The following is a 14,456-nucleotide window of genomic DNA, read 5'->3' as shown; positions in this document are numbered from 1 at the left end:
GTAGCAAAATAGAGAAAGGACAACCTTTCTCTATTTTTTATACGAAAATAGCCATTTATATTACATATTCGCATCTTATTTAATATTTATATATATAGAACTATATGATATATTTAAATATAAATTTTGATAAATAAATTTATGGAGGATTTTTTATGGGTAAACCGTATGGTAGGAGCTATGTACTTATAACTGGAGCTACTACTGGGATTGGATATGAATTAGCAAAACTATATGCTAATGATGGAAATAACTTAATTTTAGTTGCAAGAGATGAGGAGAAGCTAGAGAAGGTAAAAGAAGAGTTAATGTTACTATATAATATTAACGTGTATAGCATATCTTTAGATTTATCTGAGGATAACTCTTGTGAAAAACTATTAAATTATGTTAATAAAAAAAATATATCTGTGGATATTTTAATTAATAATGCAGGATTAGGATCCTTTGGTTACCTAAGCGAAATAGAAATAGAAAAAGAATTGAATTTAATAGATGTAAATGTGAGAGCATTAACAGAATTAACTAAGGTGTTTTTGCCAATAATGATAAGTCATGGTGATGGAGCAATAATGAATGTTGCTTCAACAGCGGCATTTTGCGCAGGTCCCAAAATGGCTACTTATTACGCATCAAAATCATATGTATTAAGTTTTACAGAAGCTATATATGAAGAATTAAAGGGAACTGGAATAAAAGTAAGCTGTTTATGTCCAGGCCCTGTAAGCACAGGGTTTCAAGATAAAGCTGGAATAAGAAAAAAAGAATCTGCTAAAAAAGCATTGATGACACCAAAAAAAGTGGCAGAAATAGCTTATAGAGATTTTAAAAAGGGAAAACTAATAATAATTCCTGGATTTAAAAATAAGGTTATAATTGCATTAAATAAGATTATGCCTAGAAGCTTATCTAGAAAGATTATATTAATGATGAATAAGGGATAGGTGAATTATTGTAATGACAGAAAACATTAAAGATGAAATTTTAGAGGTTTATGCGACTCTTATAGAAAATGGAGTCACATTTTATTATGGAAGTGAAGTTATACCTACAGGAGAAGTAACAAGTTTTAATATAATTGAAGGTGAGTATATTGAAATAGAAGTAGAAATAGAAGGTTTTGAAACATATCAAATCAGTGTAGAAGATTTTGAGGAATACCATTCAAAAGAAGGTGCGAATTATCATACTTGGCCTGAGATAAGAAAGTTTGATAAGAAACTTTCTATAATGAATAATTAAGGAATGAAAGAATTAAAGAATGAAAAAATTAAGGAAGGAATTCAGCTTTGAGCTGAATTCCTTTATTTTTAATAATTCACAAAGGTGGATTATATCTATAATTATGCATTGTCCATTGCTCAGTATGCATTGTTCATTATCAATTGTTAATTTCTAAAAATAACTTCTTCTTTTGAAAACATGAATTTAGCAAATATTATAGAAGCAATTATATAAACTATATGCCATCCAACAACTATGGCTATATGTTTAATATCAAAGATTCCAACTGTAAATTCCTTCATTAAACAAATTGCGTTTGTTATAGGAATATTGAAGAATGCTGGATTTATTCCTTTTGCATCCATCATATAAGGCAAGAAGGCTAAAATCATAGTAGGCATAGTAATAGCAGCTAAATATGAATTTGCTTCTTTAGTTGATCTTGCATAAATACTTACTGATATTTGTAATGCAGATAAAGTAATTAATACTAAAGCACCAATTATAAGCATTCCAAGTATTGTTGCAGGTGTTAGCTTAAAGTTAACTTCTTCACCAACAATCATAAACTTTTGCATTGAAATTACCATTGCAGTAAGGTTGGCCATCAAGGCTATGAATGAAACGGTACATAAAGCGCCTATTTTACCCCAAAGTAATGAAGCTCTTTTAGCAGAAGTTGATAAAAGTGGTTCAAATGTAAATCTTTCTTTTTCGCCAGCGCCAAGATCAGCAGCCATACCAACAGTAGAAGATACCATAAGAATAACAATTAATGTTGGAATCATAGTAAGAAGCATTGCGGCTCCCCCATTGATATCTTCATTATCAGCATTTATTCCTGATTTAACGCTAACTTCAAATGGAGTAAGTATAGATGAGTCTATTCCTTTATCAGCTAGGCGTTGTTCAACTATAGATTTTTTATAGCTTTCATATATTTCGTTAACCATGCTACTTGCAATCATAGACTTATTAGATTCTTCATCTATTAAAAGTTCAATAGTATCATTTTTTCCTTGAGATATATTTTCATCAAAGTTTTCAGGGATTTTTACTATAAGTTGAATATCCCCGTTTTTTAGTGATTCTGTTGGAGATTCTATTTCAGGCAATTTAATATTATCTAGAGATGTTATAGCTTTTGCCATAGAAGAATTTTTATCACCATCAATATATATATTAATTTCTTTTTGTACGTCTGATTGAGTTTTTTCCATTGCAGAAGACATAAATTTAAACATTATAGGATAAATAAGTATAGGCAATATTAATGTAAATACAAGAGTCTTCTTATCTCTTACAATATCTAATAGTTCTTTCTTTAAAACTGTTAAAAAGTTATTCATTAGATTTACCTCCTATAAGTTTTAGGAATGTTTCTTCTAAATCCTTATTATTATATTTTTCTTTTAATTTACTTAATGTACAATCTTCTATTAATTTCCCTTTATTTATAATTACAACTCTATCACATAGCTTTTCTACTTCTTTCATAGAATGACTAGAAAATAGTATTACTTTATTTTCACTTTTACATTGTAGTATGAAGTCTTGTACTATTCTAGCAGCACTAACATCTAAACCAGTAGTTGGCTCATCAAATAGCATGACAGATGGATTATGAACTATTGATCGAGCAATAGATATTTTTTGCTTCATACCTCTAGAATATTTTCCAACAGGTTTGTTTATATAATCCTCCATACCAAAGCTTTTTGCTAAGTTATCTATTCTTTCATCAGCTTCTTTTTTAGTCATTCCATAAAGATTGGCAAAGTACCTTATATTTTCTCTTCCACTTAGTCTATCATATAAGCCTACATCTCCTCCAAATAAAATTCCTATTTCTTTTCTTACGCTTTCAGAATTTGATTTTACATCAATATCGTTAACTTTAATGTCACCTTCAGTTATTTCTAACATAGTAGAAATCATTCTTAAAGTTGTTGTTTTTCCTGCTCCATTTTCACCAAGTAAACCAACAATTTCACCTTTATTAACAGAAAAGGATAAGTTATCGACAACTTTGGTAGTTTTAAATTTTTTACTTACATTGTTTAGTTTAAGCAAATTATTAACCTCCTCGCATATTTAATGGTATTATATATAATATTAAGAGTTATAATATACAGTATTATAACAGGGTAAAAATTTATTTTCAATATAATTATAGAATATTTTTACAAATAAATCATTTAAAACATATAGGTGCATAAAAATTAACAATGTTGAATTTTTATTCATAAATAGATATATTTATAATCCTATATGGTGTAAAATATATAGTATATAAGCAATAAATAATAAAGCGACTATCTAAATACTTATGTCGGTAATAATGCTATAAAATTATCTAGTGAATAAATGATAATTTAATATTTGTAATGTAAATTTGGTTTGTTTAAATAAATAAATATTCAGTAAAACTTGGGGAGTTACGCATAATTATTAATTTAAATTTCCTTGACAGATATTTATAGAAAATATAGAATATTATCAAAAGGATAATTAATTATCAAAAAGATAATTAAAGGGTTAAAAAGTACACTTTAAATTGGTCCTGTGAGGCCAGAAAGGGAGTATATAATTATGTTATATTTATATTCACAAAATAATTGCATAGCTATGTCAGTAAGGGCATTTTCTAATACTGATATTAAATATATAAGGATAGTAGGAAGAGAACTATAATTTGTTGTCTTCTTATTATCCTTTTATTTTTTAGATAAGTAGAGCTTTTATAAAGTGTATTTTTAGCTAAACATATTTTTAAATTTAAGGAGGGCTAAATATGAAAGCAAAGCTAATATTAGAGAATGGTATGATTTTTGAAGGAAAGGCTTTTGGATATTTAAAAGACAGTATAGGAGAAGTAGTATTTACTACAGGAATGACAGGTTATCAAGAGGTTTTAACAGACCCATCATATTATGGGCAAATAGTTACAATGACATATCCTCTTATAGGTAACTATGGAATCAATTTAGAAGATATGGAATCAAAATCATCTAAGGTTAAGGGATTTATAGTTAGAGAAAAGTGTAACTTCCCAAATAACTTTAGATGTGAAATGGATCTTGAAAATTATTTAAAACAAAATAAGATAATTGGATTAGAAGGCATAGATACTAGAGCTTTAACAAAAGTCTTAAGAAATTATGGAACTATGAAAGGAATGATTTCTTTAGAAGAAGTTACATTAGAGGATGTTAAGGAAAGGATAAGTTCTTTTTCAAATAAAGAAGCCGTTAGCATAGTTAGTACTAAGGAAAAGTATTCAATAGAAGGCAAAGGAAAGCATGTAGCAATAATTGACTTTGGAATAAAGGAAAATATAATAAGAAATTTTAAAAATAGAGGATGCAAGTTAACTGTATTCCCAATGAATGCAACTGCAGAAGAAGTTTTAGAAGTAAATCCAGACTTAGTGTTCTTATCAAATGGACCTGGAGACCCAGAGGATCTAGTAGATGTAATAGAAAATATAAAGGAGTTAGTAGGAAAGAAGCCTATAGTAGGTATATGTTTAGGGCATCAGCTTTTAGCATTAACTTTAGGGGGAAAAACTACTAAATTAAAATTTGGACATAGAGGATGCAACCATCCAGTTAAGGACTTAGAAGAAAATAAAGTTCATATTACATCACAAAACCATGGATATGTGGTTGAAACTTTACCAAATGATGTTGTAGCAACACATATCAATATAAATGATGGAACTATTGAGGGAATGAAGCATACGAGCCTTCCAATATTCTCAGTTCAATTCCATCCAGAAGCAGCAGCAGGACCAAAAGATAGCGAATATATATTTGATAAGTTTATAAAATATGCACTATAGGAGGATTTAGGATATGCCATTAAATAAAGATATTAAAAAAGTTTTAGTAATAGGATCAGGCCCAATAGTAATAGGACAAGCAGCTGAATTTGATTATTCAGGAACTCAAGCATGCCAAGCTTTAAAAGAAGAAGGAATAGAAGTAGTTTTAGTTAATTCAAATCCAGCAACTATTATGACTGATTCAGAAGTTGCTGATAAAATATATATAGAGCCACTAACAGTAGAGTTTTTAGAAAAAGTTATAGATAAGGAAAGACCAGATAGTTTACTTACAGGAATGGGTGGTCAAACAGGACTTAACCTTGCTGTAGATTTATATGAAGCAGGAGTTTTAGATAAATATAATGTAAAAGTAATTGGTACATCTATTCAATCTATTAAGGAAGGTGAAGATAGAGAGCTTTTCAGAAATATGATGAATAGAATTAATGAACCAGTTATACAAAGTGAAATTATAACTGAGATAGAAGCAGGGGTTGCTTATGCTACTAATATTGGATATCCAGTAATAGTTAGACCTGCTTACACACTAGGGGGAACTGGCGGCGGAATTGCTGAAAATGAAGCAGAGCTTAGAGAAATATTAGCCTCAGGATTACAACTAAGTACAATTGGTCAAGTTCTTTTAGAAAAGTCAGTTAAAGGTTGGAAGGAAATAGAGTACGAAGTAATGAGAGACTCTTATGGAAACTGTATAACTGTATGTAACATGGAAAACATAGATCCAGTTGGTATTCATACAGGAGATAGTATAGTTGTTGCACCATCACAAACTTTATCTGATAAAGAATATCAAATGCTTAGAACTTCAGCAATAAATATTATAAATGCTGTAGGAATAGAAGGAGGGTGTAATGTACAATTTGCATTAAATCCAAATTCCTTTGAATATGCAGTAATAGAAATCAATCCAAGGGTTTCAAGATCATCTGCATTAGCATCTAAGGCAACAGGATACCCAATAGCAAAGCTTGCAGCAAAGATAGCATTAGGATATGGATTAGATGAAATTAAAAATGCAGTAACTCAAAAAACTTATGCTTGCTTCGAGCCAACTTTAGATTACGTTGTAGTTAAAATTCCAAAATGGCCATTTGATAAGTTTTATGCAGCAGATAGAGCTTTAGGAACAAAGATGATGGCAACTGGAGAAATAATGGCAATAGGTGCTAACTTAGAGGCAGCACTTTTAAAAGGAATACGAAGCTTAGAAATAGGAAAATACTCTTTAGATCATCCTAAATTTAAAGAATTAAGCATTCAAGAGTTGAAATCAATCGTAGTTAAGCCAGATGATGAAAGATTATTTGCTTTAGCTGAAATGATAAGAAGAGATTATAGAATAGAAAGTATCGCTAAGATTACTGGGATAGATATATTCTTCTTAGAAAAGTTCAAATGGATAGTTGAAGAAGAAACTAGATTAAAATTAAGCAAGATAGAAGATTTAGATAAAGAATGGTTATTAAACTTAAAGAAAAAGGGATTCTCAGACAAGGCTATAGCAGATATGCTTAAAGTTAGTCCAGAGGATGTTTATAAGTTAAGAACGATATGGAATATCAAGCCAGCATATAAGATGGTTGATACTTGTGGAGGAGAATTTGAAGCCTTATCACCATATTACTACTCAACTTATGAGCAATATGATGAAGTAGAAGTATCAGATAGAAAGAAAGTAATAGTTATAGGTTCAGGGCCAATAAGAATAGGTCAAGGAATAGAATTTGATTATGCTTCAGTACACTGCGTAAAATCATTAAAGAAAATGGGAATTGAGACTATAATAGTAAATAATAATCCAGAAACAGTAAGTACAGATTTTAATATATCAGATAAGTTATATTTTGAGCCATTAACAGAAGAAGATGTATTAAATATAATCGATAAGGAAAACCCAGATGGAGTTATACTACAATTCGGTGGTCAAACAGCTATTAAACTTGCTAACTTCTTAAAAGAGAAGGGAATTAAGACTTTAGGAACTACAGCTGATCAAATAGATATGGCTGAAGATAGAGAAAAGTTTGATGACCTATTAGAAAGACTAGGAATTGATAGACCAAAAGGCAAAGGTGTTTGGAATGTGGAAGAAGGCTTAGAAGAAGCTAGAAGATTGGGTTTCCCAGTATTGGTAAGGCCTTCATATGTTCTAGGTGGTCAAGGAATGGAAATTACTCATGACGAAGAGGAGTTAAAATATTATTTAAAGAATGCATTTGATAAGGATAAGAAAAATCCTATACTAGTAGATAAGTATTTAATGGGTAGAGAAATAGAAGTAGATGCAATATCAGATGGAGAAGAAATATTAATTCCAGGAGTAATGGAACATTTAGAAAGAGCTGGAGTTCACTCTGGAGATTCAGTAACTATGTATCCAAGCCAAAATATAAGCTCTGATATAAAAGATAAAGTTTTAGATTATACTAAGAAATTAGCATTAGCAATTGGAATTAATGGAATGATAAATATTCAGTTCATAGAATTTGAAGGAGAGCTGTATATTATAGAGGTTAATCCTAGAGCATCAAGAACTGTACCATATATAAGTAAGGTAAGTAAGGTTCCAATAGTAGACTTAGCTACTAAAGTAATGATTGGACATAAGTTAAGAGATTTAGGCTATGGAGTTGATATATATAAAGAGCCAGAATTAGTATCTGTAAAGGTACCCGTATTCTCAACACAAAAATTACCTAAGGTTGAAGTATCATTAGGACCAGAAATGAAATCAACTGGAGAAGTTTTAGGTGTAGGAAGAAATATAAAGGAAGCTTTATATAAAGGTTTTGTTGCGGGAAGTATGTATCCTTCAAATAAAAAAGGAAAGATATTAGCAACTATAAATAAGCATGATAAAAAGGAATTCCTACCTATAGCAAAAATGTTAGCTGAAGTTGGATATAAGTTTGTTGCAACAGAAGGTACAGCTAATCTTTTAAGAGAAGCTAATATTGAAGTAGAAGTAGTAAGAAAATTACATGAAGATGCACCAAATATATTAGATGTAGTAAAAAATAAAGAAGTAGACTTAGTAGTTAATACTCCAACTAAGGGGAATGATTCTAAAAGAGATGGATTTATTATAAGAAGAGCAGCAGTAGAAAGAAATATAGGTGTTATAACAGCTTTAGATACATTGAGAGCTATAGCTGAGGTTAAGGCCTTTGGGGTAGAGAATAGAAATTTAGAGGTTTTTGATATAGCAGAATAATAATGAAAAAAATAAATGAAGATTTTCTGGAGATTGTGATTCAGAAAATCTTCATTTATTTTTTATTTGTAGAAAGTTTAGTTTTTAAATTTATATGGTTATATTCTAATATAGATCAACATAGTATATAAAGAATGTATGGTTACATAATAAAAATATTTTATATTATATAAAGATTTATATAAATTTTGACAATAAGAAATAGATTTCTACAATAAAAAAATATTTTTATAATTATTATGTAAAAATTATATACAAGTATTGACATAAAACGTATGTTCGTATAATATAAATATAGAACTTATGTTTGGTTGGAGGGTAATATGAATAATGATATTTTTGTAAAGTTAAATTATAAAACAATAGGTGAATTTAAAAGCTTAATAATAGATAGACAGCATATAGAGAATGAAAAAGAAAAGTATTTAATGTGTACAGGTAAATACGATAAAAATGGATGGACTTTTATATTTAAAGCTAACAGTATGAAGGAAGCTGAAGATTTTATAAATAATAATTCATTAAATAGAAAAAAGAGTGCTATAAAAAGTGTTTTAGATAATAATATATCTTTTATGGATAATGAAAAAATTCATATTCCTGCATGGATATAAAAATATTAGTTAAGATAAAAAGTAATGCAGGGGGACACTCATAGAGAGAAAACTTTTCTCTAAATTTTATTAAATTTAAAATTGTACAGTTATCTGTTGATAAAATAAAAAAGCTAAGCTTATTAGCTTAACTTTTTTAACAATGTTTCTATATAAATTTATATATCTAATAAATTCTTTGTATAGTTAGCGTAAAGATTTCTTAATTCACTCATTTTATCTTCTAATTCAAGTGATAGATCAGATGCTAGAGCATAATCTTCATTAGATAAAGCTAACTTTATACGAGTGAATAAGCTTTTGGTTGTATAAGTATCTTTCATTATATAATGTCTTAAGTTGTCTATAGTCATCCAATTTGATATATCTAAATCTAATGCGTTCTCAGAGTGAAGTTTTTTAAATGATCTAACTTCAGCAGCATGATTTAATATAACTCTATGAACAATATCTGTAGTCCATCTTTGAATTGTAGCGAGTTTAAAGCTATTTATTAATTTATCACTAAATACATCATTTCTTTTTAATATATTTAGTTTATCTGAATACGTATCTAATTGAATTAAGTTTTCATATACAGTAGCAGGTGCTTTACCAAAGTATTCGATTCTTTCATTATCTGTATAGAATTCAAATACGTCTTCTTCACTTCTATAAGCTCTAGATTTTTCTAAATAAGATGCATCATCACCAGGTTTCTTTGATAACTCTGCCAAAAGTTCTTCTTCAGTTTTATCATTTTCAAGAGCATAAATTATTCCATCAAGCATTGCCATATATGAAACAGAAAGAGCTAGATATATATTTGTATGAGGGTTAGGCGATCTAAGCTCAAATCTTGTTGCTAATGGATTTGTTAAGTCTCTTATTAAACCTATTAATATAGTTCTATTTCTTGATGGATTATCAGGAGATACTCCAAGTGATGTAACTATACATATAGGTGCCTCAAAGCCAGGTTTTAATCTTTTAAATGCACCACTAGTCGAAGATATAAATGGATTCATAATTTCATAATTTTTTAATACGCCCATTATTGCTCCGTATCCTATGCAGCTTATGAAATCTTCTTTAGTCGCGTGGAATAAGTTTATTCTTTTTCCGTCTTTTAATTTTAAACTAACACCTAAGTGTATATGCATTCCAGAACCAGCAACGTCATCTATTGGCTTTGCCTTAAACGTAACATCTAGGCCATGTCTTCTGAATGTTTCTTGAGTTAATATTTTTACGAAGATTTCATTATCAGCAGCTTGAATAGCATCAGCGTATTTCCAGTCTATTTCGAGTTGTTCCATTATATGATTGAATTGTCCATTAGAGTCAAGCTTTGACTTTACTCCACCAACTTCTTTATGTCCCATTTCAGGTTCAAATCCATATGATTCCATAAGAAGTAAAGTTTCTTCTAATGCAGTTCTAACAGCACCTTTAGTTCTTGTCCAATATTGCTCTTGTAATACTTGAGATGTAGACAATTCTTCTATATGAGCTTGTTCATTTGGAGTTTTAACCCAAAATTCTAGTTCGGAAGCTGAAGTTATTACAATTTCATTTATATCATCATATTCAATTCCAAATGGTTTTAAAGTTTTAGGTTTATTTTTAAAGATATCTAAAAGAGTTGATTTAAATGTATTTATTGCTGAAGTAAGAATGTTTCTTGAACATACTGATTTATTATTATGAATTAGGAATGAAGGAATTCTAAGAGTACCAATAGGTTTGTTAGTAAATGGATCAATATGATCGTAATTATAGTCAACAAACCAATTAGCATTAAGATCTGCAATCATATCAACTTTTGCGTCATTTAATGTTGCAATCCCAGGAAGTACAACTGAAGAACCGTCTGTTTGAATAGCAACTCCATTTAAAAATGAGTCAATATCATCTAAAAATAATCTTGATGGAATTTTTTCGTCAGTATCATTACCTGATAAATCTATTCCAACAATAGATACAAATTTTATTTCAGGATGGTCTTTAAAGATTCTAAATAAGTCTTCTTTATTATGCTTTGATTTTGGTATTGTAAAAATTAAATCTTTCATAAAATCTTCCTTGCCGAAATATAACAAGGAAAAGTCACTTCCTTTCTGCTTTAAATCGAATATTTAACTGGTCTAGACGTCATAATATTCGTAAAATTCTTTAATTATAAAGCAATTCTATTATATACATGGTATGATGTCAATAATTAATTTAACAAAATAATGTGAAAATAATATTAGATGTATATAGAATTTTTAAATTATTAAATAAAAATATGCAGGTCTGTTTGACTTCAAGTGAAGTTATAAAAAACAAACCTACATACTTATATTTTTATTTAGAAGAAATATCTTTAATTGAATCATTTATTATCTCATTAGGATAGCCTAAATAGGATAATAGTTTTATGGCATTTCCTGTATTACAAATGCCCTCTTTTAATTTAAAATCAAAAATTAAACCTTCATTTTCATCAACATCTTCACAAAAATAATATTTTAAATATTTATCATTACAAGTTTCGGCTAATTCTAAATCGTGTGTTGCAACAATTGAAAGTGCATTCCTACTCATAATATATTTTAAAATCTGCTTAGAGGTAGCTATTCTTTCAATTGGGTTTGTTCCTTTAAATATTTCATCAATTATGCAAAATGCTGGTACCTCTTCGTCTAATGAATTTAAAATCCTAAGAACAGCATTACATTCCTCCAAATAATAGCTAGTACCAGATAAAACATCATCTGAAATACTAAGAGAAGACATAACCCTAAAGAAGGAAGCATTATAATCATCACATAAACATGTATAAATAGATTGAGCTAATAGCATATTTAAAGCTAGAGTTCTCATAAATGTAGATTTACCAGACATGTTTGAACCTGTTAAAATAACTCCCTTATTATTTAAATTTATACTGTTAGGAATACCATCCTCTAATAATGGATGACAAGCATTTTCTATTTTAAATAAATTATTTTTATTATCAGTAAAGTTAGGTAAACTATAATTTTTTAATTTAGTTCTATAAGAAGATACAGAGATATAAGCTTCTATTTTACCAACTAATGCATAGAGTTCTATTAACTCTTGTCTATTTTTCTTGATAATATTGATTATAGAGTAGTAAGATCGTATTCTAGTTAAAAATAAAGCATTTATTGTTTCTATAAATATATCTAAAGCTCCTTGAGAATAGATAAATAATGTTTTTTTATCTATTTTAGAAAATAGATCTACTCTTTCTTTTATTTTGTCTATTTCATCCTTTAAAGTAGGATCGTCAATTTTAGATAGTTCCTTAGAAGCTCTAATAAAGTCACCTAAATATTGAAGTGAAGTAAGTTCATATTCTATTTCAGATGCTGTTCGCAGTGAAATGAACATGTATATGGCAAAAATTCCTATAAAAGTTGGAATTTTATCAGCGCCATCAATAATAAACCAAACTAATGCTACAACTGAGCTTAAAGCTATTAGATTGTATAATAATACCTTTGATTTATTTACAACTGTTTCTGTATTAAATAAATTAAATATCTCACCTTTTCTTTGTTTTCCTAAGTTAGAAAATATCTGTTGTATTGTACTTCTTAGATTTTCATCATTCTTAAATTTTTCTATTATTTTATTTCTTTCTATTAATTCAGCACTATTAGTTTTTGGTGTTCTTAAAATATAATACAGCATTTGCTCGCCTGGAGTTGATGAACAATTGCTTATCTTTTTAAAAACCTCATCAACATTTAGATCATGAGCAGTTTGATCATCTATATCATGAAAGGTATTTTCATTTAAAGATTTAGGACCATATTCATAATAAAATTTATGTATCTTATTAAAGTCAAATTTAGAATCATATGCATTTGGCCAAGATGAGATTAAGTAAAGTATTTCATTAAATTTTCTTGACTTATCAAAAAGGTTAGAAGAAATAACAATAAATATAATAAAGAGAAAAATTCCTATTTGATATATTCTACCTCCTAATTGTGGGCCTAATTTAAATGTAAAATAAATAGTAGCTATAGATAAAGCTGCAAAAACGCATGTAAGATATTTATAAATTAATAACTTTCTTTTCAAAAAACCACCTCTATTAATTAATCATATAATTTATTATAATATAACATTAATGGGAAAAATAGTATTTATGGATTGTCTTAAAAGTTTATTGAAGTTAAATAACATTATAAATTTGTAGATTTATATTAAATAAAGGTATAAAATAAAATATAGAATTAAAGAAAATGGAGTGAGATTAGGTGGACAATAAGAATAGGCCAATAGGTTTTTTTGATTCAGGAGTAGGCGGATTAAGTGTAATGAAGGAAGCAATACAAGTAATGCCGAATGAGAACTATATATATTTTGGAGATTCTAAAAATGCACCTTATGGAGTAAAGAGCGTTGAAGAGGTTAGAGATTTGACATTTAAGGCTGTAGAATTCCTATTAAATAAAGGGGTTAAGGGTATAGCTATTGCTTGTAATACAGCAACTAGTGCAGCTGTTGCAGATCTTAGAAAAATATATCCGGATTTGCCTTTAGTAGGTATAGAACCTGCATTAAAGCCAGCAGTTGAGCTTAACAAAGACGGAAATATATTAATTATGGCAACATCAATGACACTGAAGGAAGAAAAATTTAATAGGTTGATGAATAGATATAAGGATAGAGCATCAATAATTCCTGTACCATGCCCTGGGCTTGTAGAGTTTATTGAGTCTGGTAAGCTTGATGGGAAGGAAGTTGAGGAATACTTGTTTGAAAAAGTGAATACATACAATGGTGGTAAAATCGCTTCTATAGTATTAGGATGTACACATTATCCGTTTATAAAGGATACTTTAGTTAAAATTATAGGAAAGGATATTACTATAATAGATGGAGGACTAGGAACAGCAAAAGAGTTAAGAAGAAGGTTGAGCGAGAAGAATTTATTAACTGAATCAAGGGAAAATGGAACTATTGAAATAATTAACTCTTCAAATAAAAATGAAGTTATAGATTTGAGCTATAGATTGTTGAATAAATAGATGAAGTCTTTGAAGCAATTGAATTATGATTATAATTAAAATATAAATTATTAAAGATAAAAAAGTTAGGCTTATAGTTTTATTCTATAAGTCTAATATTTTAAAAAAAATTTGTTAAAACGTTGACAAAATTTCTAAAAATTGATATATTATAGTAAAGAGAATTTTCAGAAAATTTAATCAATTACGAAGTTGTGGAGGTAGTTTATGGAAACTGAAATAAAAATAAAAGACGTATTAGGTGAAGATATAACTATAGAAGATGCAATTTTACTAAGAGAAATTATTAGAAATAGTATAAATATTGGAGTATCCCTTGACTTTGAAGGCTTTGAGAGAATTCCAACTACTTTCTTAAATGTTTTACTTGGAGATTTAATAAATAAATTTGGAAGAGAATTTATTTTTAAGCAAGTTTGTGTTAAAAATTTATCAAATTATACTGATTATTCTAGAGTGGTACTAGGAACTACTTTTCAATAAAGCATAGAGAAATCTATGCTTTTTTTATTAAATAATAT

The 14,456-nt window shown here is 28.3% G+C and carries 11 protein-coding genes; 7 read left to right on the top strand and 4 right to left on the bottom strand.

Going from position 1 to position 14,456, the window contains the following annotated elements:
- The first annotated feature begins 155 nt into the window (after window positions 1-155).
- Both J2Z25_RS07005 and J2Z25_RS07000 read left to right on the top strand, forming a co-directional pair.
- Window positions 156-944 carry an SDR family NAD(P)-dependent oxidoreductase gene (locus tag J2Z25_RS07005; RefSeq protein ID WP_008681446.1) on the top strand — a complete coding sequence of 263 codons (789 nt, stop codon included), beginning with the start codon at window positions 156-158 and terminating at the stop codon, window positions 942-944.
- A gap of 13 nt (window positions 945-957) precedes the next feature.
- Window positions 958-1,242: a hypothetical protein gene (locus tag J2Z25_RS07000; RefSeq protein ID WP_209739328.1), complete on the top strand. Its 285-nt coding sequence runs from the start codon at window positions 958-960 to the stop codon at window positions 1,240-1,242.
- A 146-nt stretch (window positions 1,243-1,388) separates the two neighbouring features.
- Here the strand turns inward: J2Z25_RS07000 and J2Z25_RS06995 are convergent, their stop codons facing one another.
- Window positions 1,389-2,573: an ABC transporter permease gene (locus J2Z25_RS06995; protein WP_142691357.1), complete on the bottom strand. Its 1,185-nt coding sequence runs from the start codon at window positions 2,571-2,573 to the stop codon at window positions 1,389-1,391.
- The gene (locus tag J2Z25_RS06990; protein ID WP_209739326.1) at window positions 2,566-3,297 is read right to left on the bottom strand and encodes an ABC transporter ATP-binding protein; all 732 of its coding nucleotides are present in this window, start codon (window positions 3,295-3,297) and stop codon (window positions 2,566-2,568) included. The genes J2Z25_RS06995 and J2Z25_RS06990 overlap by 8 nt, the downstream gene beginning before the upstream one ends.
- Window positions 3,298-4,018: 721 nt before the next feature.
- On the opposite strand from J2Z25_RS06990, the gene J2Z25_RS06985 reads away from it, so the two are divergent.
- The 3 genes from J2Z25_RS06985 (at window position 4,019) to J2Z25_RS06975 (ending at window position 8,902) form a co-directional block, all read left to right on the top strand.
- On the top strand, window positions 4,019-5,068 hold the full coding sequence (locus J2Z25_RS06985; RefSeq protein WP_209739324.1) for a carbamoyl phosphate synthase small subunit: 1,050 nt from the start codon (window positions 4,019-4,021) through the stop codon (window positions 5,066-5,068).
- Window positions 5,069-5,081: 13 nt separating this feature from the next.
- Window positions 5,082-8,288 carry a carbamoyl-phosphate synthase (glutamine-hydrolyzing) large subunit gene (carB, locus tag J2Z25_RS06980; RefSeq protein WP_209739322.1) on the top strand — a complete coding sequence of 1,069 codons (3,207 nt, stop codon included), beginning with the start codon at window positions 5,082-5,084 and terminating at the stop codon, window positions 8,286-8,288.
- 323 nt (window positions 8,289-8,611) lie between these two features.
- Complete coding sequence (locus J2Z25_RS06975; RefSeq protein WP_008681458.1) at window positions 8,612-8,902, top strand: hypothetical protein; 291 nt, start codon at window positions 8,612-8,614, stop codon at window positions 8,900-8,902.
- Window positions 8,903-9,060: 158 nt separating this feature from the next.
- On the opposite strand, the gene J2Z25_RS06970 is transcribed toward J2Z25_RS06975, so the two are convergent.
- Both J2Z25_RS06970 and J2Z25_RS06965 read right to left on the bottom strand, forming a co-directional pair.
- On the bottom strand, window positions 9,061-10,956 hold the full coding sequence (locus J2Z25_RS06970) for a type I glutamate--ammonia ligase (RefSeq protein WP_209739320.1): 1,896 nt from the start codon (window positions 10,954-10,956) through the stop codon (window positions 9,061-9,063).
- A gap of 274 nt (window positions 10,957-11,230) precedes the next feature.
- The gene (locus J2Z25_RS06965; protein WP_209739317.1) at window positions 11,231-12,982 is read right to left on the bottom strand and encodes a MutS-related protein; all 1,752 of its coding nucleotides are present in this window, start codon (window positions 12,980-12,982) and stop codon (window positions 11,231-11,233) included.
- A 179-nt stretch (window positions 12,983-13,161) separates the two neighbouring features.
- On the opposite strand from J2Z25_RS06965, the gene murI reads away from it, so the two are divergent.
- Complete coding sequence (murI, locus tag J2Z25_RS06960; protein WP_097033545.1) at window positions 13,162-13,935, top strand: glutamate racemase; 774 nt, start codon at window positions 13,162-13,164, stop codon at window positions 13,933-13,935.
- A 207-nt stretch (window positions 13,936-14,142) separates the two neighbouring features.
- The gene (locus tag J2Z25_RS06955) at window positions 14,143-14,418 is read left to right on the top strand and encodes an STAS-like domain-containing protein (protein ID WP_008681462.1); all 276 of its coding nucleotides are present in this window, start codon (window positions 14,143-14,145) and stop codon (window positions 14,416-14,418) included.
- The last annotated feature ends 38 nt before the right edge of the window (window positions 14,419-14,456 follow it).

Source organism: Clostridium tertium, assembly GCF_017873245.1.
Classification (GTDB): Bacteria; Bacillota; Clostridia; order Clostridiales; family Clostridiaceae; genus Clostridium; species Clostridium tertium.
The sequence above is the reverse complement of the archived record's forward strand: the minus strand, read 5'-3'. Positions and strand labels throughout refer to the sequence as shown.

What these genes read in the sequence shown, in the direction of transcription:
- J2Z25_RS07000 (WP_209739328.1), top strand. Translation starts at nt 958, where the DNA reads ATGACAGAAAACATTAAAGATGAAATTTTAGAGGTTTATGCGACTCTT.
- J2Z25_RS06970 (WP_209739320.1), bottom strand. Translation starts at nt 10,956, where the DNA reads ATGAAAGATTTAATTTTTACAATACCAAAATCAAAGCATAATAAAGAA.
- J2Z25_RS06985 (WP_209739324.1), top strand. Translation starts at nt 4,019, where the DNA reads ATGAAAGCAAAGCTAATATTAGAGAATGGTATGATTTTTGAAGGAAAG.
- carB (WP_209739322.1), top strand. Translation starts at nt 5,082, where the DNA reads ATGCCATTAAATAAAGATATTAAAAAAGTTTTAGTAATAGGATCAGGC.
- J2Z25_RS07005 (WP_008681446.1), top strand. Translation starts at nt 156, where the DNA reads ATGGGTAAACCGTATGGTAGGAGCTATGTACTTATAACTGGAGCTACT.
- J2Z25_RS06975 (WP_008681458.1), top strand. Translation starts at nt 8,612, where the DNA reads ATGAATAATGATATTTTTGTAAAGTTAAATTATAAAACAATAGGTGAA.
- J2Z25_RS06995 (WP_142691357.1), bottom strand. Translation starts at nt 2,573, where the DNA reads ATGAATAACTTTTTAACAGTTTTAAAGAAAGAACTATTAGATATTGTA.
- J2Z25_RS06955 (WP_008681462.1), top strand. Translation starts at nt 14,143, where the DNA reads ATGGAAACTGAAATAAAAATAAAAGACGTATTAGGTGAAGATATAACT.